The organism is Amycolatopsis dongchuanensis (assembly GCF_039542405.1).
GTDB classification, from domain to species: domain Bacteria; phylum Actinomycetota; class Actinomycetes; order Mycobacteriales; family Pseudonocardiaceae; genus Amycolatopsis_E; species Amycolatopsis_E sacchari.
In genome coordinates this window covers 114023-137050 of record NZ_BAABIB010000045.1, presented here as the reverse complement: position 1 = coordinate 137050, position 23028 = coordinate 114023, and the positions used below count along the sequence as shown (strand labels likewise).

The following is a 23028-nucleotide window of genomic DNA, read 5'->3' as shown; positions in this document are numbered from 1 at the left end:
CGGGAAAAACCCGGACTTACTCCTTGTCCAGCCCGTGTTCGATCGCGTACCGGGCCAGTTCGACGCGGTTGTGCAGCTGGAGCTTCCGCAGGGTGGACTGCACGTGGTTCTCCACCGTGCGGTGCGACAGCACGAGCCGTTCGGCGATCTGCCGCGACGTGAGGCCCTTCGCGACCAGGCGCAGCACCTCGGTTTCGCGCTCGGTCAGCCGCGGCACCGGGTTGTCGGTCGCCGGGCCCTCCGCCATCCGCCGGTACTCGCCGAGCACGAGGCCCGCCAGCCCCGGGGTGAACACGGGATCACCCGCGGCGGTCCGGTGCACGGCCTCGACGAGCTCCTGCGCGGACGCGGACTTCACGAGGTAGCCCGACGCACCTGCCTTCACCGCCTCCAGCACGTCGCTGTGCTCCCCGCTGGCGGACAGCACCAGCACCCGCGTGTCCGGCAGCGCCATCGTGATCTCCCGCGTGGCGTCCACGCCGGAGGACTGGCCCAGGTTGATGTCCATGAGCACGACGTCGGGCCGCACGGCACTGGCGATGCGCACCGCCGCGTCGGCGTCGGGCGCGGTGGCCCGCACCTCGAACCCGTGCTCCGTCAGGTCCCTGGCCACGCCGTCCCGCCAGATGGGGTGGTCGTCGACGACCATCACCGAGATCATCGCTTCCTGCCCGCCTTCGGCACCCGAACCTCCCATTCGGTCCCCCGCTCCGGAGCGGTCTCCAGGGAAATGCTCCCACCCAGCTCAAGTACCCGGCCCTTCATCGACCGGGCGACGCCGAGCTGTCCCTGCGCCTCCGCCTCGGCGAGCCTGCCTTCGGGGATGCCCGGGCCGTCGTCCCTGACGGTGACCACGACCTCGTCGGCGAGGTTCTCCAGCAGCACCCACGCCTTCGCGCCTGGCGCGTGCTTGGCCGTGTTGGACAGGGCCTCGCGGACGACGGCGACGAGTTCGGCGGTGACGCGGGCGGGCAGCAGCACGTCGTCGGCGGGCGCGGCGACCTGCACCTTCGACGAGGCGAGCAGCTGCAGCGCGGCCCGCAGGTCGGTCTCCCCCGCGCCGGTCGTGCTGGGCTCGGTGGTGACGAGCGCGCGCAACGCGATCTCCTGCTCCCCGGCCAGCTCCGCGAGCTCCGCGGCCTCGCCGCCGACCTCCGCACCACGGCGGCGCACCCGGGCCAGCACCTGCAGCACGTTGTCGTGGATGGAGCGGGCGAGCCGTTCACGCTCGGCGGTCGCCGCCTCCTTGCGCCACGCCTCCGCGAGCGCGGCCGCGGACTTGCGGGCAGTCGTGGCGCTCATGCCGATGAGCAGCCCCGTCGCGACGAGCAGCACCCCGTCCCGCGCGACGTCGAGCGTGAACGCCTGGCGCGCCACCGCCGTCGCCGCGCCGACCACGAGCCCGGCCGCCATCCCGCCGTAACCACCGAACCGCGTCCCCGCGACCACCGGCACCCCGGCGACCCAGACGGTCGTGATCAGCGGGTCCACATTGGCCAGCTGCTCGGGGCTGAGTATCAGCGGCGAGGTCAGCATCAGCCCGCACACCACCACGACGTCGAGCACCACGAACCAGCGCCACCGCCAGCGCAACGCCTCGCGCGAGTAGACGAGCCCGGTCAGCACGGTCCACACCGCCATGCAGCCCAGTACGACCCAGGCGAGCGCGGGCCGTGCGTAGTCGCGGTCGTGCACGACGACGGCGCCGAGCGCGAACAGCCACGTCACCACCCGCAGCCCGATCCCGCCCCACCACAGTGGTGCCGCGGGTTCGACGGCCGTGGGGCCGAAGCGCTGCCTCATCGATCCTCGTCCTCGACCTTCCCCGGGTCGCCGTCCGGCGCGGCCGCCTCCTGGTCGTGCAGGACGTCCACCTCCTCCGGGTGCGGGTCGGTCTCGTGCAGCAGCGAGCGGATCCCGGAGTTGAGGACGGCCAGCAGCGGCACCGCGAGCAGCGCGCCCGCGATCCCGGCGACGACGAGGCCGACGGCGATCGCCAGCACGACGGCCAGCGGGTGCAGGCGGACCGCGCGGCCCAGCAGCAGCGGCTGCAGGATGTGGCTCTCCAGCTGCATCACCAGGATCACGATGCCCAGCACAATGAGCGCGGTGACGAACCCGTTGGTGACGAGCGCGACCAGCACCGCGACCGCGCCGGCGACGACCGCACCGATGATCGGCACGAACGCGGTGAGGAACACGAGCGTGGCGAGCGGGACCACCAGCGGCACCCGCACGATCCACAGCCCGATGCCGATGCCGACGGCGTCCACCACGGCGACCGCCGCGGTCGCGCGCACGTACGCGACGAGGGAGGCGAACCCGCGCCGCCCGGCGACGTCGACCCGGTCCCGGACCTGGCCGGGCACACCGAGCATCAGGAAGTGCCAGATCCGCTCGCCGCCGGCGAGGAAGAAGATGGTCACGAACAGCGTGAGCAGGAACCCGGTGAGGATCTCGCCGACGGTGCCCGCGGTGGTGAGCGCGTTGGTGGTCAGCGCCGCCTGGTTGTGCTGCAGGTAGCCGATGGCGTTGTCGATGAACTGCTGGATCTGCTCCTGGCGCAGGTGCAGGTCGTTGATCAGCCAGTCCCGCACCTGGTCGAGGCTGTTGTTCAGCTGTTTCTGCAGCTGCGGCAGCCCGTCGGTGAACTGGATGATCACGAACGCGAGCAGGCCACCGAGGATCGCGAGCCCCCCGACGAGCACGAGCGCGGTGGCGAGCCCGCGGGGTACGCGGATGGTGACGAGGTGGGAGACGGCCGGGGCCATCAGCGCGGCCAGCAGCAGCGCGATCGAGACCGGGATGACGACCACCGACAGCCTGCCGATGAGCCACACGACGACGTAGAGCGCGGCGATGACGAGCAGGAACCGCCACGAGAAGGCCGCGGCGATGCGGAGCCCGCGGGGCACGGCGGCGGTCGTGCCGGCGTCCTCGCCGAAGGGGTGCGTCTTGGGGCGGTCGGTCACGGCATCACCCTAGCGACTCCGGCGAAACGGACGGGTACGCCCGGAAGCGTGGCGCGTACCCACTGGCACACCGCTCAATCCACACGATCGAGTGCTCCTGGTGTGTCCACTGTGTACAGCCGTCCGCTGCTTTGGTTATCTCATTTCCGGGAGTGCGAAGAGGTTCGACAGGAGCCGCCGGGCTGGGGAGGTTCGGCGGCCCATCCCCATTTCGCGGAGCGTTCCGAAGTGTATTTCGGAGCGCCCTTCCGCATGTCCGGAAAGCGTTTTCTCACCGCGCGGAGCAGGCATTACACGACTGGGTGGCACCGGTGGAAAATTACTCACCTTGCTGTTTACAGTGATCAACGAGGGCGAACAAACGACCCTCGGGAACCGCGGAAAGGATTTCGACCTTCTGGTCGAAATCGAGCCCGCACCGATGATCCTCCATCCATCGGCAACCAACGCACACGAAGGGAACCGTCCCATGCGCAAGACCCTCACCCGCACGGTCGCTGTGATCGCGCTGTCCGCCGGCGCGTTCGGCCTGGCCGGGGGCATCGCCTCCGCCGACGAGCTGACCGCGCCCGTGGTCGTGCCGCAGCACCCGACGGGCGCGGACTACGTCAACGCCTGGAACCAGTCCGGCGCGCTGCTGGGTGCCGGTGCGGCCGGCCTGATCAGCTCCGCCTGGGCGGGCGCCATCCCGTCCATCCTCGAAGGCGTGGTCGACTAGTTCGATCGAGTGGTTCGTCGTCAGGTGGGGTCTGTCTCGGGTAGTCGTTCCCGGCAGGCCCCGCCTGTGTGAAACGCCTGTTCCGGTGACGGTCGGTGAGTCCGCCGGACACTGAGCGATCTTCACACCATCGAGCGATCAAGGTCTCTCCGGGATGCGAGCCCGGTGTCACCTTTGATTACCTCTCCACTGCAAGCCCGTTCGGACAGCAATGCGAACCGTTTTCGGAAATCGCGGGACGAACGGACGAATTCCTCGGCAGGAGAACCGTGAAGCAGCAGAACGCGTCCGCGCAGCGGGGCACAGCACGTGCCCGTCGCTGGCTGACGCGCGCGCTGTTCGTGGTCGGCGGCGCCGTCGCCGGTACTGCCGCCGCGTGGGCCGTGTCCACGGCCAGCGCCTCCGCGGAAACCGCTTCCCCCGTGTCCGGCCCCGAAGCCGTCGTCCAGCAGGACGAGCAGGCGACGGCCGCCGACGCGACGGAAGCCGAGCGCGCGGAGCACACCGAGTTCCGCCTCTCGCAGGGCAAGCAGGTCGCGGCCGACGCGCTCGAGCAGAGCCGCCGCATCACGGCCGAGGTCGCCGAGTCGGTGCAGCGGTTCACGCAGCGCACCGTCGTCGAGCCCGCGCGGCAGGTGGTCGACACCGCGGTGCGGGTGACGCTCGAACCGCAGTCGGCGCCGCGCGTGCTCAGCGAGGCGCTGACCCCGTCGCACGACGTCCTGCACTTCCTGCGCCCCGCCGCCACCGGCGAGCTGATCAAGCTGCCCGGCCTGCCCGGCAGGACGGACGCCGACGAGCAGACGCAGGCCTCCGCCCCGGCCGCCGCGAACCCCGTGGCGCCGGCGCTGCCCGCCGGGCCGCTGGGCCCGGTCGCGGCCGTGCTGCCCGACGCGCACGCCGCGGCGGCGCAGCACCTCGATGCGCGGGACCAGTCCGGCCGGCAGTCGCACGCGACGCAGCCGGACCGGTTCCCGTTCTCGCCGGAGCGCGGCCCGCTGGCCCCCTCCGGCCTTCCGTTCGGCCCCGGTGGCTCCGTCACCGGTGGTCATGTGGACGGTCCGCTGTTCGGCGTTCCCGCCGGCCCGCTGACCGTCGTCGGAGCCACCGGCCTGCGTGCCGTGCGCTTCGGCATCCGGCACACGCCGGTCCAGCCGGGCGAGCAGCCCGGCGTCACGCCTGACTGAGTCGCGAGCGGGGTAGCGGAACGCGCCCTGTTCGCCGGTTTCTCCTGTGCCGGTCGCGTGTTCCCTCGCACCCCGCTTGTCCTCGTCGCGCCTCCGCCGCGACCTCGGGTGACTTCACCCACCCCACAAGCCCCGCAAGGGAACCCAACGAAGAAGGAGAAACTCTCAATGCAGACCTGGGCAAAGCGCGGATTCCAGACCGCGCTGGTCACGGGTGGCCTGCTGATGCTGGGCACCGGCATCGCCTCGGCCGACGAGAACGTCAACCCGGACACCCCCGCCGGACCGTTGGACCTGAACGCCAGCATCCCCGTCGACATCTCGCAGAACGCCGTCGGAACCCTCGGCAAGCAGGTCAACCTGCCGGATGTCCACAAGGAGATCAGCACCAAGCCCGTCACGGACAAGCTGAACCGCGCGCTCGCGCCGGTCAGCAAGACCGGGGCCCTCAAGCCCGCGTCACCCGCGCTGAGCGCGACCAACGGGGTCACGACCAAGGTCACCGGCGCGGCGAGCCAGGTCGGCCAGTCGCTGTCGCACGCCGGCGGCGGGCAGCGCACCGACCAGGTCACCCGCCCTTCGGTGGAGTCCACCGGCGACCCGGTGATGGGCAACAAGGTCGTCGGCAACGTCGCGCTGCCGATCCAGATCACCGGCAACGCTGTCGGCGTGCTCGGCGACGCCGCGGTCCAGTCCGACTCGACGCAGGTCTACGAGCACAACAGCGACGTCAGCACCAGCGGTGAGCGCGGCGGCCTCGCGGGCAACGCCGTGAACCTCGACTGGGCGCTGCCGGTGCAGATCTCCGGCAACGCGCTCGGCCTCGTCGGCAGTGGCCGGACCTCGGGCAGCGCGACGCAGTCCGCCGCCACCACCGGTGACACCACGACCGACGGCACCAACGGTGCGGTGGCGGGGAACGTGGTGAGCCCGCAGGGCGCCACCCCCGTGCAGGTGTCGGGCAACGCGCTCGGCTGGTTCCTCGGCCATGCCGAGACCGACTTCGACAGCACCAGCGAAGCCACCTCGGGCGGCTACGTCGACACGGCCGGCTCGCACGGCGCGGGCACCGGCAACGTGGCGGCGCTGCCGATCGCCCTGCCGGTCAAGGCTTCGAACAACGCCGTGTCCTGGGGCGGCGACGCCGACGCGGCAGGCAGCGCGGCTTCCGCCGCGGCCGCCGGCGACACCAAGGCGGGTCCGCACGGCGACCAGTACATCCAGACGCAGGGTGAGGAGGCGTTCCTCGGGGGGAACGTCGTCCAGCCGCAGGGTGCGGTGCCCGCCACCGTCGTGGGCAACGCCGCGGCCTGGATCGGGAACTCGGTGGCGGGCTCCGACGTCCAGCGCGCCGGGAACATCATCAGCACGGACGCGCAGGCGGGCGGTACGACGTCCACCACCGGCCAGAACGGTGCGGGTTCGGGCAACATCGTCGACGCTCCGGTCGCGCTGCCCGTCGAGGCGTTCTGCGTCGGCGGCACCTGGATCGGCAACGCTCACGCGACCGGTTGCGACAACGAGGTCGACACCGCCGCCGGTGGCAACACCTACACCAACGGCAACGGGTCGTTCCTGGGCGGCAACAGCGTGCACCCGCAGCCCGCGGGCACCGTCGAGGCGTTCGGCGTGGGCGGTTCCTGGATCGGCAACGCGTCCGGCTCGGCGACCGAGGACAAGACCGTCACCGCCGGTGGCTACAACGGCAGCCTCGGCAACGACTCGACCGGCGCCGGCAACGTCGTGCAGGTCCCGGTGGCCGTGCCCGCCGAGGTGTTCGGCGTGGGCGGTTCCTGGATCGGCCAGGGCACCGGTGCGGCCGAGGAGACCAAGGACGTCACCGCGGGCGGGGGTGGCAACACCCAGGACGACCACGGTGCGGGCAGCGCGAACCTGATCGCCGCGCCGGTTTCGCTGCCGGCGCAGGTGTTCGGCATCGGCGGCGCCTGGATCGGCCAGGGCCACGGTGCGGCCACGACCGACACCACCTCGCAGGCCGGCGGCGACCTGAAGGCCAACGGCAAGGAGGGCTTCCTCGCCGGCAACATCGGCGACGTCCCGGTGTCGCTGCCCACGCAGGTCCACGGCCTCGGCGCCGCCTGGATCGGGAACGGCTTCGGCGCGAGCGAGAACCTGACCGACTCGACCGCGGGTGGCGACAGCCACTCGACCGGCGAGGGCGGCTCGCTGGCGGGCAACCTGGTGCGGGTGCCCGTGGGCTCGGCCGCTTCGGTGTTCGGCCTCGGTGCGGTGTGGGGCGGTGTCGCCTCCGGCGAGGCGGTCAACGACGTCGTGTCCACGGCGGGCGGTGACTCCGCGACGAACGGCGACGGTGGCTCGATCGCGGGCAACGTGGTCAGCGCCGACGCGCTGCCGGTCGCCCAGGTCTTCGGCGACGCGGCCAGCCTGGTCGGTGTCGCGCGCGGCACCGGGCTGAACAACACCGAGGCCACCTCGGGCGGTGACTCCACGACGTCCGGTGTGGACGGTGCGCTGTCCGGCGACATCTTCGACGTGCCGGTCGCGGCCGTGGCTCAGGTGTTCGGCGTCGCCGCTTCGCTCGGCGGGGTCGCGCACGCGGTCGCGGACAACACGACCGTCGGCACCGTCAGCGGTGACACCGAGACGGCGGGCCACCACAAGGCGCTGTCGGGGCTGGACAAGCAGGTCCCGCTGGGCGTCGTGGCGCAGATCTTCGACATCTCGCCCGGCCTGCTCGCCGTGGCGGACTCGGACACGCGCAACGTCACGGACGTCCTCGTGGCCGACCGTGAGGCGTCGGTCATCGACCTGCCCGCGAGGACCTCGGAGCTGTCGGCGACCAGCCTGCCGAAGCTGCCCGACCTGCGCAGCCTGCCCGCCCAGCGGTCGGCCCGCACGGACCTGACCGACATCGCCACCAACATGTCGCTGCTCCCGAAGAACGGCGCGCTGCCGTCGGTGGACGCGGTGCCGGGCGCGGAGGCGGTCACCGCGGTGCTGCCGAAGCTGCCGCTGGCCCCGGGTGCCGACGCACTGGCCGGTCAGCACGTCCTGCCGGAGAACGTCGGCGGGGTGCTGCCGCAGGCCCAGCTGCCCGCGCTGCCGAACCTGGACGCCAGCCCGGCGTCGCTGGTCGACAAGCTGACCGGCGGCGAGGGGCTGCGTCTGCCCTTCCAGCACTGACGCGGAACCGGACGCGGGTCCGGGGCAACGGCGCCCCGAACCCGCGTCCGGGTGTCAGCCCAGCTGCACGGAGCGTTTGGCGAGGCCGTACCAGTAGCCGTCGATGACGGTCTCCGGTGCGGCTTCGTCACCCGCGCCGAGGGTCACGAACAGCGGCGCGAAGTGCTCGATGCGCGGATGCGCGAGCGTGGCGGCCGGGGCCTTGCGCTGGAAGTCCAGCAGCGCGTCGACGTTCCCGGTGCGGAGCATCTCGTCGCCCCACGCGTCGAACTCGGCCGACCAGAGCGGCGGGCGGCCGTCGGTGCCGTCCACCTGGCGCATCGCGGCGAGGTTGTGCGTGAAGAAACCGCTGCCGATGATCAGCACCCCTTCGTCGCGCAGCGGCCGGAGCTTGCGCCCGAGCGTGAACAGTTCACGCGGGTCGAGCGAGGGCATCGACAGCTGCAGCACCGGGATGTCGGCGTCGGGGTACATCTCCACGAGCGGCACGTAGGCGCCGTGGTCGAGGCCGCGGTCGGGTGCGTCGTGCACGGGCGTACCGGGTCCGTGCAGCAGCTTGCGGACCTTCTCGGCGAGTTCCGGTGCTCCCGGCGCCGGGTAGGTCACCTGGTAGTAGCGCTGGGGGAAGCCCCAGAAGTCGTAGACGAGCGGGACCGTCGTCGTGGCGCCGAGGGTGAGCGGCGCCTCCTCCCAGTGCGCCGACACGACCAGGATCGCCTTGGGGCGCGGCAGTTCCGCCGACCAGTCCGCGAGCTGGCGGGTCCACGTGGCGTCGTCGGCGAGCGGCGGCGCGCCGTGGCTCAGGTACAGCACGGGGGTCGCACCCATCGCAGCCTCCATCGGTTGAATGTTCAACTACGAAGATAACCGACGTCCGCGGGGCGGGAGATATTCCACGTGCCCGGAACCGGTCAAGAGTGGCGGAGGCCGTGGGGCCCGCGCCTATCCTCAGGCATGACGGTCCCCATCGGGAACGTGCTCGCCTACTTCGCGGTCTGCCTCGGACCGCTGCTCGTGTTCTGGCTGTTCGCCAAGCTCCCCCGCGTCGCCTTCGCCTGGCGGGAACGACGGCGCCCGCCGGCCCCGGCCGGCCCGCCCATCGAACGCCTGGCCGCCGACCTGCGCCGCGTCCGCCGGGCACTGGACCGGTTGCCCCCGCACGCCCCGGCCGTGCGCCGTTTCGCGACGGAACAGGCCTACGACGAGCTGCTGGCACAGGCGTGCCGCGCCGTCGGCGAGGAGCAGTGGCTCGACACGCTGCCGCCCGGGCTGGAACGGGAGATCGAGCGCCTGCGGGTCGAGGAGAGCCTGCACCGCTGCGGCGTCCTCGGTTCTTGACCTTGACACCGTGACAAGGTCTTCACTGGTGGGGAGGAGGTGGTCCCCATCAACCCGACATCCACACGGCTGCTGGACGCACTGCGGGCGGACAACTCGTCGGTGCGGCTCAAGGCGGCTCTCGCGGCGGGTACGCAGCCCGACCCCGGCTTGGTCGACGCACTCCTCGCGCGGTGCGCCGTCGAGCCGGACTTCTTCGTGCGTGACATGCTCACCTGGGCGTTGACCCGCTTGCCCGCGGAGCTCACGGTGCCCAGGCTCCTGGCGGAGCTCCGCTCCGAGCGCGCCCAGGCCCGCAGCCAGGCGTTGCACACGTTGTCCAAGATCGGGGACCGGACGGCCTGGCCCGCGATCACGCGGTCGCTGCTGCACGACGCCGACGACGAGGTCGCGCGGAGCGCGTGGCGTGCGGCCGTGGTGCTCGTGCCCGCCGGGGAGGAGAAGGAGTTGGCCACGCAGCTGGCGGCACAACTCGGCCGTGGCGACCGGGCCGTGCGGCTGAGCCTCAGCCGGGCGCTCGTCGCGCTCGGGGACGTGATCGAGCCGGCCCTGCGGGAGGCGATGACGAACGCCGACCCCGAGGTGCGCGCCCACGCCAGGGCGACGCGGCGCCTGCTCCAGGACCCGGACGCCGGTTTCGACCTGGACGTCGACGAGGCGAAGCGGATCGTCGCGCTCGGCCCGGAGCGGGGCGCGTGACCGGATGCTGATCGGCGAGGTGGCGCGCCGGTCCGGGGTGAGCACCCGGATGCTGCGGCATTACGACTCACTCGGGCTGGTGCGCCCGACCGGCCGGACCGTGGGCGGCTACCGCGAGTACTCCGAGGAGGACATCCGGCGGATCTTCCACGTGGAAGGTCTGCGGTCGCTCGGGCTGTCGCTGCGCCAGATCGGACGGGCGCTGGAGGACCCCGCCTTCACCCCGTCCACGCTGGTCGGCGACCTCATCCGGCGGACAGAGGAGCGGCTGAAGCGGGAGCAGGAACTGCTCCAGCGGCTGCGGGCGATCGACGCCTCGGCGCCCTCCGGCTGGCAGGACGTCCTGCGCACCGTCGAACTCCTGCACGGCCTCGGCTCACCCTTCGCCGCCCGGCGGCAGCAGGCGGTGCTGGCCGAGGACCTGCCGGTACCCGCCGAACTGCTGGCCAGCGCGGTCCTCACCGAACCCGACGCGAACGTCGCGGGCGCCCTGCGGTGGGCGCTCGCGCGCACGGGTGACGGTGTGGCGAGCCTGGCGTCCGGCCTGAGGTCGGAGGACGCCGGCATCCGGCGCCGGGCGGTGCTGGCTCTCGCGGAGCTGCCCGGGGACGAGGCGACGGCGGCGCTCGCGGACGCACTGGACGACCCGGACCCGGGCGTGCGCCGGCAGGCCGCCCTCGCTTCGGCGCGGCGTGGCGCGCCGACGGCCGTGCCGACGCTCGTCGAAATGATCATCGAGGGTGCGAACGACGTCGAAGCGGCCGAGGTGCTGGGCACGCTCGCGTCGGACCCGGCTGTGGCGGACCGGATCATCACCGCGCTGACCGGCGCGCTCGCCGAAACCGCGGATTCCGCCGCGCGCATCCGCGTGACCCAGGCACTGCTCGAGCTGCCGAAGGCCGCCGCGCGGGAACTCCTGGCGCAGCTGGCCCACGACAACGACCAGTCGGTCGCCCGCGTCGCCTCGGCTCTGCTCGGCGTCCTCGACGAGCGCTGAACCCGGCTCAGGTCTGGGCGAGGTCCGCGAAACGGCTGTAGTGCAGCTGGTGCGCGACGACGATCGTGCTCGTCGGGCCGGCACGGTGCTTCGCCAGGATCAGGTCCGCCTCGCCGGCACGCGGGTCGTCCCGCTCCCACGCGTCGGGGCGGTTGATCAGGATGACCATGTCGGCGTCCTGCTCCAGCGAACCGGACTCACGCAGGTCCGACAGCATCGGCCGCTTGTCGGTGCGCTGCTCGGGACCACGGTTCAGCTGGCTGATCGCGACCACCGGGACTTCGAGCTCCTTCGCCAGCAGCTTCAGCTGCCGCGAGAACTCCGAAACCTCCTGCTGCCGCGATTCGACGCGCTTACCGGACGTCATCAGCTGCATGTAGTCGACCACGACGAGCTTGAGGTCGTTGCGCTGCTTGAGCCGCCGCGCCTTCGCCCGGATCTCCATCATCGTCATGTTCGGCGAGTCGTCGATGAACAGCGGTGCTTCGCTGATCTCGCTCATCCGCCGCGCCAGCCGCGTCCAGTCGTCGTCGGACATGCGGCCACCACGCATGTCGGCGAGGCGGATGCGCGCCTCGGCCGAGAGCATGCGCATGACGATTTCGATCCGGCTCATTTCCAGCGAGAAGATGACGCTGGTCATGCCGTGCTTGATGGAGCAGGACCGGGCGAAGTCCAGCCCCAGTGTCGACTTGCCGACACCGGGACGGGCCGCGACGATGATCATCTGACCGGCGTGCAGCCCGTTGGTGACCTCGTCGAGGTCGGCGAACCCCGTCGGCACCCCCTGCGCGGTGCCACCGCGGGACGCGATCGCGTCGATCTCGTCCATCGTGGGCTGCAGCAGCTCTTCCAGCGCGATGTAGTCCTCGCTGGTGCGCCGCTCGGTGACCTCGTAGATCGCCGCCTGCGCGCGGTCGACGACCTCGTTGATCTCGCCGCCCTCGTTCGCGGCGCCGTAGCCGTACTGCACGATCCTCGTGCCGGCCTCGACGAGCCGCCGCAGGATCGCCTTCTCGGCGACGATCTCGGCGTAGTACCCGGCGTTCGCGGCGGTCGGCACCGTCGCGATCAGCGTGTGCAGGTACGGGGCGCCGCCGACGCGCGCCAGCTCGCCGCGGCGCTCCAGCTCGGCGGAGACGGTGATCGGGTCCGCCGGCTCGCCGCGGCCGTACAGGTCGAGGATGCAGTCGTAGACCGCCTGGTGCTTCGGCAGGTAGAAGTCGCTCGGGCCGAGCGCCTCGACCACGTCGGCGATCGCGTCCTTCGACAGCAGCATGCCGCCGAGTACCGACTGCTCCGCCGCCACGTCCTGTGGCGGCTGCCGGTCGAACTCACCGCGTCGCGGCCCCGGGTCCTCCGGACCGGGATCGGATGCGTAGGCGGGACCGCGGTCGTCCGTCAGCGCCACCGCGCGGACACCTCCTCGTCAAGCGAACACCAGTTCGATTATGCCGTCTCACCGGCTCGGCGCCCACCTCCGGGGGCGGGCGTGTCGCGCACTGCGCGCTACTGCTTCCCGGGCACGCTAGATCGCTCGGAAGGAGCAAGGCAAACCTGCCTGTTGATCGCTTGGGGACACCTTGTGGACAGCTTGTGGAAGAGCAGGCCGAACGAATCACAGGTGGCCCCGCGACTGTGTACAACTTGGGGACAGCCGTGGGGCGACCCGGGAAAAGTGCTGGTCAGGCCCTGTGGGCAAGCTGTGGACAACTCTGCGGAAAACTCGTCGGCGTGTCGCGCCGGCAGGGTTCTTCGGCGTGTCGCGCTGACGGTTGTGCACGAGGGGGCAGGTCGGCCTGTGGATGATTGCTACGGACGGTAGACAGCCAGTCGCCTGGGCTGATCGGGTGATACCGCCCGCGTTCAGCCGAGCGCGCTCAGTGCGTTCCGTAACCGCTCGGCGAGCACCTGGGGGGCACCGGGGGTGAAGACGACGAGCGATTCGCCGCGCCCGGGCCGCTCCTCCATCAGCCAGCGCCCTTCGGTGGTGTCCACGAAGTTCAGCGGCCGTTCACATCGGCGGCGGGTGCCGCTGCGCGTGCGGGCGGCGACGTAGAGGCTGCCCGCACCGGTGCGCGGCGCCTCCATGATCCGCTTCATCTCCTTCGCGGGCGCCGGTGCGGCATCACGCCCCGAGCGCATGACGGTGTATTCGCCCTCGGGGAGCGCGTCCCGCCCGGACTCGAACTCGGCCTTCGTCGTGACGAGGGGCTGCCCGGGCGCGGGTCGTGCCGCGGGGATCTGGTTGACGAAGCCGTCGAGCAGTTCCTCGGGGCGCTCGGGCGCGAGGATCACCGTGTCGTCGGTGAGCACGCGGACGAGCACGAAGGCGCCTCCGCTGCCGCTGCCCGCGTACACCGTGAAATTGCCCGGGGTGCCGGGGAACTGTCCCTCGAACCAGCCGTAGTACTCCACGTCCGGGCGCGAGATCGACTCGACCGCGTTGAGCAGGCCGCGGTCCATACCGCGCGGCCCCATCAGCCCGTGCTGCGTGAGCAGGGAGTTGACCTCCTGGTCGACGCCGCGCTGGGCGCTCTCGTCGAACCAGACGGGCATGCTGGACAGCGTCGGGTGCGGCTCGCCACCGCGACGGCGGATCAGGTTCAGCAGGATCGGGGTGGCGAGCTTGATCGGGGTGGTCAGCACGTCACTCGCCGATCACCGGTGGGGCGGTCAGCTCGTCGGTGCCGAACAACTCGTTGGGGTCCTCGCTGACCAGGTACTTCGTCTGGTGCTCCTCGTCCTCGGCACCCTTGCCGCGGCCGCCGTGCCCCATGCCGGCCATGCCGGAGGTCCCGGCCCGGCCCGCGGCGCCCGCGCCACCTGCGCCGGCCAGACCGCGCCCGGCACCCGCGGCGCCGCCGGCGGCACCACTGCCCGCCCCGGCACCGGTGCTGGAGCCCGCGCCGAGCGAACCCGAACCGGCGGGCCCGAAACCGGCGGCACCGATCGAGCCCACCCCACCGGGGCCGAACCCACCACCGGAACCGGAACCGAAACCGCCGCCGGTGCCGCCGATCCCGTAACCCGAGCCGGTCGGACCGAAGTCGCTGCTGAAGTCCGTGCCGGAGGTGCTGGGCCGGTACCCCGCGGCGGAGGTGCTGTCGTCCCACTTCGGGGACTGGTAGCCGGGGTAGGTGGAGCCGGGCACGTTCGGCTGGTAGCCGGGGCCGTGACCAGTCTCGCTGCCGGTACCCGTGCCTGTGCCGAAATGCGAGCCGGACGTGCCGGGCAGGTTCCCGGTCGACCCGCCGGGGATGCTGCCGACTCCACCACCGGGGATGCTGCCGACGTTGGACGGCTGGTAGCCCCCGACGTTGCCGGTGCTGGGCGTGTTGCCGATGCGGCCGTTGCCGTTGGTGTCGCCCGTGTCGCCCTTGCCGTTGCCGTCGGAGAAGGTGTTGCCCTGCCAGGCGCTGAACTGCGGCATGCCCGCCGCGTTCTGCGCGCTCGCCTGGTAGTAGGCGTTGAAGGCCTCGACGTTGGTCTGGCCCTGCTCGTTGTACTTGCGGATCTCGTCGTCCTTGTCGCTCCACGGGTTGATGTGGTCGACGAACCCCGCGTGCGGCGGGGTGGCGGCGATTTCCTGGACCTTGCGCTGGGCGGCGTCGAAGGCGTCGGCCTGGGAGGTGAGGTAGCCCTGGCTCTTGGTGAGGTTGCTGGCGGAGTCACGCAGCCAGATGCCGAGCGGGTGCGCCCCGGCCTGCACCTGCTGCGAAGCGTCCCCCTGCCAGGCGGCGTCCATCGCCTTGTTGATCTCGTCGATGAGCTGGGCACGCTGGTCGTGCACCGACTGCAGCTGGCCCGCCGCGCCGGCCCCCTGGTGCAGGGAGTCGGAGCTGCCGGGGTGGATCTGCTCCCAGATCTGCCGCGCGTCGATGGTCCGCCCGCCGACGCTGGCCTGCCGCTGCTGGGCCTCCGGGCCGGAGAAGAGGTCGTACAACCCACCGGCCACCGTGCCGATGATGGTGCCGGTCCCGGGCATGATCGCGGTGCCCACGGTCTGCCCGATCAGCGCGCCGTTCCCCATCTGCTCATCCCCTCCTATGAGCCCTGCAGGTGCTGGATCATCGCGGTGGCCACCCGCTCGACGACCGGACAGGGATTGGACTTGTTCTGCCCCGTGCCGATCTGGGTGGACACCGATACCGCGAGTTGGTCGGTCACGCCGACCCACAGCGAGCAGTCACCGTTGGCCCGGCTGTCAAGGATGTCCGCGTACACCGCGGGGTAGCCGCTCACCGTGGTCGGCTCGAAGTACTTGTCTTTCGGCTTGTTCGCGTAGATGTCGTTGAGCCCGTTCTTGTTCGCCGTGATCGGCGAGATGAACACGGCGTTGAACTGGGAGGTGGCCGACTTCCACTTGCACATCGGCCCCGCGTCGCTCTGCTCACTCGTGCCGGGACCGGAAAGCCCGATGTTCTGGACCTGCTCGGCCGAGAGCGCGCTGCACGGGTCACTGACCAGCGCGTCTGTCGGCAGCGGGTTGGCGACCGCGGGGGCGAGCTGCTCGGCGGAGCTGCTCGCGGCAGTCGAGCCGGGCGTGGAACTCAGCGGTGGGATCGAACCCCCACCACCGCTCCCGCCGGAGCAGGCCGACAGCACACCGGCAGCCGCCAGAACGGCCGCGCCGAGCTGGAACGCCCGGGTCTTGCTCATACGATTCCCTGTCCCTGCTTCGCGGCTGCCTGCTGTGCGTCATCTTCCGACTGCGTGATCTGCCCGCTCGCCTTCTGCAGCGCGGTGATGTAGTTCTGCACGTAATCCCGCATCCGCTCGTGCTGCTGCAGCAATGTGTCCCCCGAGGGGCCCGCGCCACGCTGGACGAAGTCACTGCTGGCGAACTCCTGGCCGGGCGGGCGCACGTTCGCCACTGTCCTCGCCTTCGCGATGTCGTCCTGGAGCTCGTCGTAGAGCTTCTGCCACTTCTGGATCACGCCCTGCACCTCGTCCGGGTCGAACTGGTATCCGCCCGGGGTGCCGTTCTTGCCCACCTGGATGGGGGCCGGTGGCGGGACCGAGGTCAGCGTGTCGACCGGCGCGTTGGACGGAGCCGGCTGCGTCATCGTGACGAACCCCCTTCGCTACGTGTCGCGTCCCGTCCTGGGGAAGCAGCATGTTGGATGCTAGCGCAGCCGCTCCGGTTCCCGTGTCCGAAAGGGAAAAGCCCCCTTCCGGGCGGAAGGGGGCTTTTCCGGGCTGCGGGCGCGGGAGGACTACTCCCCGGCCTTGATCTCGATCCGCACCGAGGCCTGGACCTGCGGGTGCAGGCGCGCGCTGACCTGGTGCTTGCCGACGGTCTTGATGTGACCCTCGGTCTCGAGGATGCGCTTGTCCAGCAGCGGGCCGCCGGCCGCCTTGATGGCCGCGGCGATGTCGCCGGTGGTCACCGAGCCGAACAGCTTCTTCGAACCCGCCGCGGCCTTCGCGGTCAGCGGAACCGTGCCGAGCTGCTCGAGCTGGTTCTTGACCTCCTTGGCGTGGTCGAGGTCGCGGATCCGGCGGGCCTCCTGGGTGCGCCGGATGGTCTGCACGTTCTTCTCCGCACCCTTGGTGGCCACGATGGCGTAGCCCCGCGGGAGCAGGTAGTTGCGCGCGTACCCGTCCTTGACCTCGACGATGTCACCGGGACCGCCCAGGTTGGCCACGTCGGTGGTCAGAATGATCTTCGCCATTGACGTGCCTCCCTTAGCGCGCGGTCGAGGTGTAGGGCAGCAGCGCCATCTCGCGGGAGTTCTTGACCGCGATGGCGATGTCACGCTGGTGCTGGCTGCAGTTGCCGGTCACCCGGCGGGCACGGATCTTGCCGCGGTCGGAGATGTACTTCCGCAGCAGGTTCGTGTCCTTGTAGTCGATCAGCTCGGGACGGCCCTTCTGCTCCGCCTTGCAGAACACGCAGACCTTCTTCTTGGGCTTGCGAATGGGTGGCTTGGCCACGGTGATGCTCCTGGGAATTCCGAAAAGAGTGGTTGGTTAGAAGGGGGGCTCGTCCGCGAAACCGCCGCCGCCCCCGGCAGGCGGGGCCGAACCCCACGGGTCGTCGGCGGGCGCGCCGCCGCCGTATCCGCCGCCACCGCCGCCGCCGGTGCCCCGGCTGACCTTGTTCACCTTCGCGGTGGCGTAGCGCAGCGACGGGCCGATCTCGTCGACCTCGAGCTCGACGACCGTGCGCTTCTCGCCTTCCTTGGTCTCGAACGAACGCTGCTTGAGCCTGCCCTGCACCACGACGCGCGCGCCGCGGGTCAGGCTCTCGGCCACGTTCTCCGCCGCCTGGCGCCAGATGTTGCAGCGCATGAACAGCGCCTCGCCGTCCTTCCACTCACCGCTGGCGCGGTCGAAGGTGCGAGGCGTGGACGCCACGGTGAAGTTCGCGACGGCCGCCCCGGAGGGGGTGAACCGCAGCTCGGGGTCGGCGGTCAGGTTGCCGACGAGCGTGATGACGGTGTCTCCGGCCATGGTCGCCGCCTCAGGCCTTCGCCGCGACCTTGGCGGCCTTGCGCGGAGCGACCTTGCGCACGACCTTGGTGCGCAGGATGTTCTCCTGCAGCGACAGCTGCCGGTCCAGCTCCTTGACCGCGTCCGGCTCGGAGTTCACGTCCAGCAGGGCGTAGATGCCCTCGGCGTGCTTCTTGATCTCGTAGGCCAGGCGCCGCCGGCCCCACACGTCGACCTTCTCCACGCTGCCGCCGGACTGGCGGATCACGTTGAGGAAGTTGTCCAGCGTCGGAGCGACGGTGCGCTCGTCCAGCGTGGGATCGAGGATGACCATTACCTCGTAATGGCGTGACACAACCACTCACCTCCTGTGGGCTTCGCGGCCACGGACTGTCCGTGGCAGGAGGGTTTGTCGGCTACCAGGGTAACCGGCCGCTACGACACTTTTCGCAGCACCCAGGTCCGGACCAGCGCGGCGCTGACCCCGGCCAGCGCGACGACCGCCAGCAGCATGGGCAGCTGCACCGTGTTCGACGACGGTGCGGAGGCCAGCGCGTCGGCGTTGCCGGTGTTGCGCACGTCGTTCTGCCCGCCGGCTGCACTGCCGCCGAGGACCTCCGGCGTGGGCAGTCCGGCGACCGGAGCGCTGGACGGGTAACGCGCACCCGGCGAGACCGCGACGCCGACGCCGGGGAGCGCGGCGGGGACGTTGCCGTAGTCACGCGGGGGCGCGGTCGAGGTGCCCGTCGAAGTCGTGCCGGGCTGCGTGGTCGGCTGGACGGGCATCGCGCCGCCGGTGCCGCCCGAGGGCAGCGCCGTGACCGACGAGTAGTTGCCCGCGTAGGTCGTCATGCCGCAGTTGCCCGCGACCTTGGTGGTGATGGAGCCGAGCGTCTTCTGCTTCTGGTCGGCGGTGACGCCGAGTCCGCTCGCGTCCTGCAGCGCCTGCTTCACGGCCGCGGCGACGTTCTCGCCGGTGATGGAGCCGTTGGGCGCGTTGGGCACGGAGCCGACGGTCAGCGCGCCGGCCTTCGTGATCGCGTCAGCGAGCGCGTCGGGGTCGACACCGTTGAAGTGCAGGAAGATCTCCTGCTCCTTCGCGCCGGCCTTCACGATCCCGGCGAGGTCCTTGCCCTGCACGGCGACCTGGTCGCCGATGTTGCCGACGACGCTGCCGGTGCAGCCCTGCGCGAGCACGGTGCTCGCCGAGGCCGTGCCCTGGAACGCGAGGCCGCCGAAGAGGGCGGCGAGCGCGCCGGCGGTGAGTACCCGTCGCGTCGTCCTGGTCAGGTCGGTCCGCGTTGGCATCCGCACGGGTGCAGTCCTCCAGTGGTCGCGAGCGTCGTCCGAGGGGACAACGAGAAGCAGGCCACGAAGATACTAGGCAGTAGCTCCCCTGAGAACCCAAGTGCGTACCAGTGCGGCGCTGACCCCGGACAACGTCAGTACGGCCAGCAGCATCGGCAGGCCCAGGTCACCAGGCAGTCCGCCGCTGGTGCCACCGGGCATCGCCTGTGCCTCGCCCGCGTTCTGCACCGCGCGGTTCTGCTGGCCGGAACCGTTGCCGAGCGCGCCGACCTCCGGCGCGTAGCCCGGGATCTGGCCGCCGTAGCGGACGCCGGGCGACGGCGCGAACAACCCGGCGAGCGCGTACGGGACGTCGCTGTAGTCGCGCATCGGGGCGTAGCCGCTGGAGCCGAACGGCAGCAGGTCGAACATCGCCGCGTCGCTGCCGGGCAGCACCGGGCTGCTGGGGCCGGGGATGAGGTTCGCCAGTCCCGTGTTCGGGCTGCCGGCCGCACCGCCCTGGGTGCCGCCCGTCGGACCGGTCTGCGGGGAGCCCCCGTTGCTCGGCGGCTTCTGCGGCGCGGGCTGCCCGCCGCCGGTGAGCGCACCCGTCACGCCCTGGACGGCGGACGTGGCCCCGTTGGTGGCGCCCGCGACGGTGTTGTCGACCGCGCCCGCGACCGGGGCGCCGACCACCGGCACCGGCGCGACCACCGTGTCGACGACGTTCACGGTGATCTTGCACAGGCCGGAGAGCAGCCCGCCGACGATCGAGGTCAGCCCGTCGGTGACGGTCTGCAGGCCGAGTGGGCTCTTGATGGTGTCACCGGGGTGGACGGTGACGGTGTCCCCGCACTTCGCGGTGACCGTTTCCGCCGCGTTCGCGGTGCCCGGCGTGGCCAGCACCGCGGATCCGGCCAGTGCGAAGGCGGCCGCACCGACCGCCGCGACCTTGCGCGTTCGACCCTGCATCGGAGCCCTCCAGTGGCGGCGTCACTCACTGAGATAACGAAGGTAACCGAGTGGAGTGACGCGTGCAGGGCGCGAAATTCAGCCGAGCCTGCGGCGCAGCCAGCTGTGCGCCAGCCCCGCACCCACGGCGGCCAGCGCGATCGCGGCCAGCAGCAGCGGCAGCCGCGCCGGCTGCGCCGGGGCGGGCAGCGCCTGCGCGGAGCCGGAGTTCTGCGTGGTCACGGTCGGGCTCGTACCGGTGGGCGGGATGACTCCCGGCGCGTCGGGCGCGAGTGCGACCGGGGGCAGCAGACCGGACAGGTCGCCCAGTGGCAGCGCGTCCACCGTCAGCGGGGACGTCGCGTCGAGCGGGAACGAGATGGGCCGCACCTCGACGGGCTCCACCGCGATCGGCGTGCTCGGTGCGGGCTGCTCCGACAGCGCCGGGGGCTTCGGCGAAGTGCTGGGCGGAGGCGTCGGCTGGTCCGCCGGAGCCGGAGCGCCGCTGAGCAGGGTGTTCACCGTGCCCTGGGCGTCGGTGCACAGCACGCGGACCGCGCCGGTGCCCGGGACCCTGCTGACGTGCAGCGCCTTGGCCGCGTCGGCGACGTCGACGGTGGCGAGCGGGTCACCCGGCGAGGACGGGCCTGTGCCGACCGTCAGCCCGGCGACGTCCAGTGCGAGCGCGCGCCCCGAGCCGCCCAGCGTCGCCGCGCAGTCCCCCGGCAACACTGGACCTGCGACGGCCGGGGAGGCGAAACCCGTTGCTGCGCCGAGGAAGAGGCCTACGGCGAGCACCCGTTGCGCGGTCTTCCTCATCACTCCCCCTGGGCGTCGGCGGCTCGCGCTCACGCTACTGCATTCGGAGCAACGCGCTAGCGTGGCGTCATGCAGATCGGTGCCCACGTCCGGGATGACGACCCGCTGTCCGCCGCTCGCGAGCGGAACGCCGAGGTCGTGCAGTTCTTCCTCGCCGACCCCCAGGGCTGGAAGAAGCCGGTGCCCGCGCCCAGCGCGGCCGAGGTCGAGGCGGCCGGGGTCACGGTCTTCATCCACTCGCCGTACGTGGTGAACGTGGCCTCGCTCAACAACCGCATCCGGATCCCCTCACGCAAGGCTGTCGCGCAGCACGCGGCCGCCGCGGCCGAGATCGGCGCGAAGGGCCTGATCGTGCACGGCGGGCACGTGCGCAAGGACGAGGACCCGGAGCAGGGGCTCGCCAACTGGGGCAAGTTGTTCGAGCGGCAGGCCGACGAGGGCGGGTTCGGCGTGCCGATCCTGATCGAGAACACCGCGGGCGGCGACGGCGCGATGGCGCGTCACCTCGACATGCTGGCGCGGCTGTGGGACGTCGTCGGCGACCACGGCGCCGGGTTCTGCCTCGACACGTGCCACGCGTTCGCGGCGGGCTGGGAACTGGACGGGCTCGTCGCGAAGGTCAAGGCCATCACCGGCCGGATCGACCTCGTGCACCTGAACAACTCGCGGGACGAGTTCGGCTCGACCCGCGACCGGCACGCCAACGTCGTGCACGGCGGCGGCACGATCGAGCCCGAACTCCTGGCCGCCGTCGCCAAGGAGGCCCAGGCGCCCGTCGTCGTCGAGACCCCGTCCGACGGGCAGGCCGACGACATCGCGTACCTGCGGGAAGCCCTCAGCTGACCGCGACGCGCGGCTTGGCGGCGAGGACGTCCCGCGCGCCGTCGAGGACGCCACCCGCCGGGTCGTCGTCGCCGGCGAGGCGGACCTTGTCCAGCGCCGGGCGGTAGATCTCCCGCAGCACCAGCACGCACAGCCCCACCACGGCGAGGTCGCGGACCACGACGAAGCCGAGGAACCAGTCCTGCGGCAGTCCCTTGTGGTCCACGCCGAGGTAGTAGAACATCCGCGGCACCCACACGAGCGCGTCCAGCAGCATCCAGCCGAACAACAGCCGCCAGCGCGGGATCGCCAGCGCCGCGAGCGGCACGAGCCACAGCGAGTACTGCGGGCTCCACGTCTTGCTCACCAGCAGGAACGCCGCCACGACGAGGAAACACAGCTGCGCGACCCGCGGCCGCACCGGGGCGGTGAACCCGACGTACGCGATTCCCGCGCAGCACAACACGAACAGGCCGCCGCTGACGACGTTCAGCCACGTCGGCACCTGGCCCGGCTGCAGCGCACCGTCGAAACCGGACCAGCCGGTGAAGTACGAGACGACGTTGTAGAGCGAGTCGGGGTCCATCCCGCGTTCGACGTTGAGCTGGAAGAACTCCCGCCAGCCCGCGTTGAACGCGAGCGCGACCGGCAGGTTGATCGCGAGCCACGCGACGACGGCGGCCCCGGCCGTCTGCGCCCACTGCCGGAACCGGCCGGCCCGCAGGCACAGCACGAGCAGCGGTCCGAGGAACAGCAGCGGGTACAGCTTCGCCGCGGCCCCGACGCCCAGCAGGACGCCGGCCAGCACGGGTTTCCGGCGTGCCCAGGCCAGCAGGCCGGTGGCGGCGAACGCCGTCGCCACGGCGTCGAAGTTGGTGAACGCGTGCACCAGCACCAGCGGGGACAACGCGACGAGCGCCGCGTCCCACGGTCTGCGGCGCGCGGTGCGGCCCACCGCCCAGACGGTGACGAGCCACGCGACCGCGAGCCAGAACGCGGTGATGTCGAAGTAGACGGCGACGGGCAGGGCGCCCGGCAGCCAGCCCGCGTCGTGCACCGCCAGCCACCCGGCGGTCAGCTTCGCGTTGACCCACTGGAACAGGCCGGTGAGCACCGGGTACTCCATGTACCGCTGCTGCGCGTCCGGCGTGCCCGCGTTGTCGACCCAGCCGGTGCGGTACGGGAACGTGCCCGCCTGGTCGAGCCGCTCGGCGCTGTAGAGCGGCACGATGTCCGTGTAGCACATCGCGACGTACGGGCGGCCCGCTCGCCAGTCGAGCTGGTTCTGGCCGTTGTCGTCCGTGTACTGCTGGATGCAGCTCGCCTTGCCGAACCAGCACAGCAACAGCGCGAGCGTCGCCATCGCCAGCCCGACGCGCTGCGGGGACCAGAACCAGTGCCTGCCCACGGCGGCGTGCTCGCCCACCGGCCCGCCGATCGCTCTGCTCGCGGCGGCCACGAGCGGCTCGGTGCGGCTGGGGGCGATCCGCTCCTCCGCGCTCAGGGACGTGGGCAGGGGTTCTCGGTCGCTCGGGCTGGACACCCGGGCGATGTTACGGGCAGTGGAGTGGGTTCCGGCTGAAGACGCCCGGTCGGGTACAGCGAAAGGGCGGTGGGCATCGTCCGATACCCACC

At 71.5% G+C, this 23028-nt stretch carries 24 protein-coding genes; 7 read left to right on the top strand and 17 right to left on the bottom strand.

Annotated elements, in window-relative coordinates; all coding sequences use genetic code 11:
- Window positions 1-16 precede the first annotated feature (16 nt).
- The 3 genes from ABFX51_RS08905 to ABFX51_RS08895 are packed head-to-tail and all read right to left on the bottom strand — an operon-like array spanning window position 17 to window position 2972.
- Window positions 17-661 (bottom strand): response regulator, encoded by a 645-nt coding sequence (locus ABFX51_RS08905; protein ID WP_091507065.1) that lies wholly within the window; start codon window positions 659-661, stop codon window positions 17-19.
- Window positions 658-1803 (bottom strand): MacS family sensor histidine kinase, encoded by a 1146-nt coding sequence (gene macS / locus ABFX51_RS08900; RefSeq protein WP_091506567.1) that lies wholly within the window; start codon window positions 1801-1803, stop codon window positions 658-660. The genes ABFX51_RS08905 and macS overlap by 4 nt, the downstream gene beginning before the upstream one ends.
- Window positions 1800-2972 (bottom strand): AI-2E family transporter, encoded by a 1173-nt coding sequence (locus ABFX51_RS08895; RefSeq protein WP_091506565.1) that lies wholly within the window; start codon window positions 2970-2972, stop codon window positions 1800-1802. The genes macS and ABFX51_RS08895 overlap by 4 nt, the downstream gene beginning before the upstream one ends.
- A 469-nt stretch (window positions 2973-3441) precedes the next feature.
- Between ABFX51_RS08895 and ABFX51_RS08890 the strand changes: the two genes are divergently transcribed.
- The 3 genes from ABFX51_RS08890 (at window position 3442) to ABFX51_RS08880 (ending at window position 8042) form a co-directional block, all read left to right on the top strand.
- Window positions 3442-3690: a hypothetical protein gene (locus ABFX51_RS08890; protein WP_091507063.1), complete on the top strand. Its 249-nt coding sequence runs from the start codon at window positions 3442-3444 to the stop codon at window positions 3688-3690.
- A gap of 269 nt (window positions 3691-3959) precedes the next feature.
- Window positions 3960-4877 (top strand): hypothetical protein, encoded by a 918-nt coding sequence (locus ABFX51_RS08885; protein ID WP_091506563.1) that lies wholly within the window; start codon window positions 3960-3962, stop codon window positions 4875-4877.
- A 168-nt stretch (window positions 4878-5045) separates the two neighbouring features.
- Window positions 5046-8042 (top strand): beta strand repeat-containing protein, encoded by a 2997-nt coding sequence (locus ABFX51_RS08880; RefSeq protein WP_091506561.1) that lies wholly within the window; start codon window positions 5046-5048, stop codon window positions 8040-8042.
- Window positions 8043-8096: 54 nt separating this feature from the next.
- Here the strand turns inward: ABFX51_RS08880 and ABFX51_RS08875 are convergent, their stop codons facing one another.
- The gene (locus ABFX51_RS08875) at window positions 8097-8870 is read right to left on the bottom strand and encodes a dioxygenase family protein (protein WP_091506558.1); all 774 of its coding nucleotides are present in this window, start codon (window positions 8868-8870) and stop codon (window positions 8097-8099) included.
- Between the two features lie 126 nt (window positions 8871-8996).
- On the opposite strand from ABFX51_RS08875, the gene ABFX51_RS08870 reads away from it, so the two are divergent.
- Genes ABFX51_RS08870 through ABFX51_RS08860 form a run of 3 tightly spaced genes read left to right on the top strand, consistent with a single transcriptional unit; the run spans window position 8997 to window position 11076 of the window.
- Window positions 8997-9380 (top strand): hypothetical protein, encoded by a 384-nt coding sequence (locus tag ABFX51_RS08870; protein WP_091506556.1) that lies wholly within the window; start codon window positions 8997-8999, stop codon window positions 9378-9380.
- A gap of 39 nt (window positions 9381-9419) precedes the next feature.
- Window positions 9420-10079, top strand: coding sequence for a HEAT repeat domain-containing protein (locus tag ABFX51_RS08865; RefSeq protein ID WP_091506553.1), 660 nt, complete (start codon window positions 9420-9422; stop codon window positions 10077-10079).
- 4 nt (window positions 10080-10083) lie between these two features.
- Window positions 10084-11076: a HEAT repeat domain-containing protein gene (locus ABFX51_RS08860; protein WP_091506551.1), complete on the top strand. Its 993-nt coding sequence runs from the start codon at window positions 10084-10086 to the stop codon at window positions 11074-11076.
- 7 nt (window positions 11077-11083) lie between these two features.
- Here ABFX51_RS08860 and dnaB read toward each other — a convergent pair whose 3' ends face one another.
- From dnaB to ABFX51_RS08800, 12 genes are all read right to left on the bottom strand, one after another.
- Window positions 11084-12487 (bottom strand): replicative DNA helicase, encoded by a 1404-nt coding sequence (gene dnaB, locus ABFX51_RS08855; protein ID WP_091506548.1) that lies wholly within the window; start codon window positions 12485-12487, stop codon window positions 11084-11086.
- Window positions 12488-12942: 455 nt separating this feature from the next.
- Window positions 12943-13725: an ESX secretion-associated protein EspG gene (locus ABFX51_RS08850; RefSeq protein WP_346053337.1), complete on the bottom strand. Its 783-nt coding sequence runs from the start codon at window positions 13723-13725 to the stop codon at window positions 12943-12945.
- A gap of 1 nt (window position 13726) precedes the next feature.
- The gene (locus tag ABFX51_RS08845; RefSeq protein WP_346053335.1) at window positions 13727-15109 is read right to left on the bottom strand and encodes a PPE domain-containing protein; all 1383 of its coding nucleotides are present in this window, start codon (window positions 15107-15109) and stop codon (window positions 13727-13729) included.
- Between the two features lie 14 nt (window positions 15110-15123).
- Window positions 15124-15738: a DUF3558 domain-containing protein gene (locus ABFX51_RS08840; RefSeq protein WP_346053333.1), complete on the bottom strand. Its 615-nt coding sequence runs from the start codon at window positions 15736-15738 to the stop codon at window positions 15124-15126.
- Complete coding sequence (locus tag ABFX51_RS08835) at window positions 15735-16145, bottom strand: hypothetical protein (RefSeq protein ID WP_091506539.1); 411 nt, start codon at window positions 16143-16145, stop codon at window positions 15735-15737. Before ABFX51_RS08835 ends, ABFX51_RS08840 begins: the two co-directional genes overlap by 4 nt.
- Window positions 16146-16295: 150 nt before the next feature.
- The gene (rplI, locus tag ABFX51_RS08830; RefSeq protein WP_091506537.1) at window positions 16296-16754 is read right to left on the bottom strand and encodes a 50S ribosomal protein L9; all 459 of its coding nucleotides are present in this window, start codon (window positions 16752-16754) and stop codon (window positions 16296-16298) included.
- 13 nt (window positions 16755-16767) lie between these two features.
- The gene (gene rpsR, locus ABFX51_RS08825) at window positions 16768-17016 is read right to left on the bottom strand and encodes a 30S ribosomal protein S18 (protein WP_027941586.1); all 249 of its coding nucleotides are present in this window, start codon (window positions 17014-17016) and stop codon (window positions 16768-16770) included.
- Between the two features lie 36 nt (window positions 17017-17052).
- On the bottom strand, window positions 17053-17535 hold the full coding sequence (locus ABFX51_RS08820; protein ID WP_091506535.1) for a single-stranded DNA-binding protein: 483 nt from the start codon (window positions 17533-17535) through the stop codon (window positions 17053-17055).
- Window positions 17536-17545: 10 nt separating this feature from the next.
- On the bottom strand, window positions 17546-17869 hold the full coding sequence (rpsF, locus tag ABFX51_RS08815) for a 30S ribosomal protein S6 (RefSeq protein WP_091506533.1): 324 nt from the start codon (window positions 17867-17869) through the stop codon (window positions 17546-17548).
- Between the two features lie 80 nt (window positions 17870-17949).
- On the bottom strand, window positions 17950-18822 hold the full coding sequence (locus ABFX51_RS08810; protein WP_346053330.1) for a hypothetical protein: 873 nt from the start codon (window positions 18820-18822) through the stop codon (window positions 17950-17952).
- 72 nt (window positions 18823-18894) lie between these two features.
- The gene (locus ABFX51_RS08805; protein WP_346053328.1) at window positions 18895-19773 is read right to left on the bottom strand and encodes a hypothetical protein; all 879 of its coding nucleotides are present in this window, start codon (window positions 19771-19773) and stop codon (window positions 18895-18897) included.
- A gap of 78 nt (window positions 19774-19851) precedes the next feature.
- Window positions 19852-20571 (bottom strand): hypothetical protein, encoded by a 720-nt coding sequence (locus ABFX51_RS08800; RefSeq protein WP_346053326.1) that lies wholly within the window; start codon window positions 20569-20571, stop codon window positions 19852-19854.
- Between the two features lie 69 nt (window positions 20572-20640).
- Here ABFX51_RS08800 and ABFX51_RS08795 point away from each other — a divergent pair, with 69 nt between their 5' ends.
- Window positions 20641-21414, top strand: coding sequence for a deoxyribonuclease IV (locus ABFX51_RS08795; protein WP_346053324.1), 774 nt, complete (start codon window positions 20641-20643; stop codon window positions 21412-21414).
- On the opposite strand, the gene ABFX51_RS08790 is transcribed toward ABFX51_RS08795, so the two are convergent.
- Complete coding sequence (locus ABFX51_RS08790) at window positions 21407-22936, bottom strand: glycosyltransferase family 87 protein (protein WP_346053322.1); 1530 nt, start codon at window positions 22934-22936, stop codon at window positions 21407-21409. The genes ABFX51_RS08795 and ABFX51_RS08790 overlap by 8 nt on opposite strands.
- Window positions 22937-23028 lie beyond the last annotated feature (92 nt).

What these genes read in the sequence shown, in the direction of transcription:
- ABFX51_RS08880 (WP_091506561.1), top strand. Translation starts at nt 5,046, where the DNA reads ATGCAGACCTGGGCAAAGCGCGGATTCCAGACCGCGCTGGTCACGGGT.
- ABFX51_RS08800 (WP_346053326.1), bottom strand. Translation starts at nt 20,571, where the DNA reads ATGAGGAAGACCGCGCAACGGGTGCTCGCCGTAGGCCTCTTCCTCGGC.
- ABFX51_RS08845 (WP_346053335.1), bottom strand. Translation starts at nt 15,109, where the DNA reads ATGGGGAACGGCGCGCTGATCGGGCAGACCGTGGGCACCGCGATCATG.
- ABFX51_RS08890 (WP_091507063.1), top strand. Translation starts at nt 3,442, where the DNA reads ATGCGCAAGACCCTCACCCGCACGGTCGCTGTGATCGCGCTGTCCGCC.
- ABFX51_RS08810 (WP_346053330.1), bottom strand. Translation starts at nt 18,822, where the DNA reads ATGCCAACGCGGACCGACCTGACCAGGACGACGCGACGGGTACTCACC.
- ABFX51_RS08875 (WP_091506558.1), bottom strand. Translation starts at nt 8,870, where the DNA reads ATGGGTGCGACCCCCGTGCTGTACCTGAGCCACGGCGCGCCGCCGCTC.
- macS (WP_091506567.1), bottom strand. Translation starts at nt 1,803, where the DNA reads ATGAGGCAGCGCTTCGGCCCCACGGCCGTCGAACCCGCGGCACCACTG.
- ABFX51_RS08905 (WP_091507065.1), bottom strand. Translation starts at nt 661, where the DNA reads ATGATCTCGGTGATGGTCGTCGACGACCACCCCATCTGGCGGGACGGC.
- ABFX51_RS08840 (WP_346053333.1), bottom strand. Translation starts at nt 15,738, where the DNA reads ATGAGCAAGACCCGGGCGTTCCAGCTCGGCGCGGCCGTTCTGGCGGCT.
- ABFX51_RS08820 (WP_091506535.1), bottom strand. Translation starts at nt 17,535, where the DNA reads ATGGCCGGAGACACCGTCATCACGCTCGTCGGCAACCTGACCGCCGAC.
- ABFX51_RS08795 (WP_346053324.1), top strand. Translation starts at nt 20,641, where the DNA reads ATGCAGATCGGTGCCCACGTCCGGGATGACGACCCGCTGTCCGCCGCT.
- ABFX51_RS08835 (WP_091506539.1), bottom strand. Translation starts at nt 16,145, where the DNA reads ATGACGCAGCCGGCTCCGTCCAACGCGCCGGTCGACACGCTGACCTCG.
- ABFX51_RS08805 (WP_346053328.1), bottom strand. Translation starts at nt 19,773, where the DNA reads ATGCAGGGTCGAACGCGCAAGGTCGCGGCGGTCGGTGCGGCCGCCTTC.
- rplI (WP_091506537.1), bottom strand. Translation starts at nt 16,754, where the DNA reads ATGGCGAAGATCATTCTGACCACCGACGTGGCCAACCTGGGCGGTCCC.
- ABFX51_RS08870 (WP_091506556.1), top strand. Translation starts at nt 8,997, where the DNA reads ATGACGGTCCCCATCGGGAACGTGCTCGCCTACTTCGCGGTCTGCCTC.
- ABFX51_RS08860 (WP_091506551.1), top strand. Translation starts at nt 10,084, where the DNA reads ATGCTGATCGGCGAGGTGGCGCGCCGGTCCGGGGTGAGCACCCGGATG.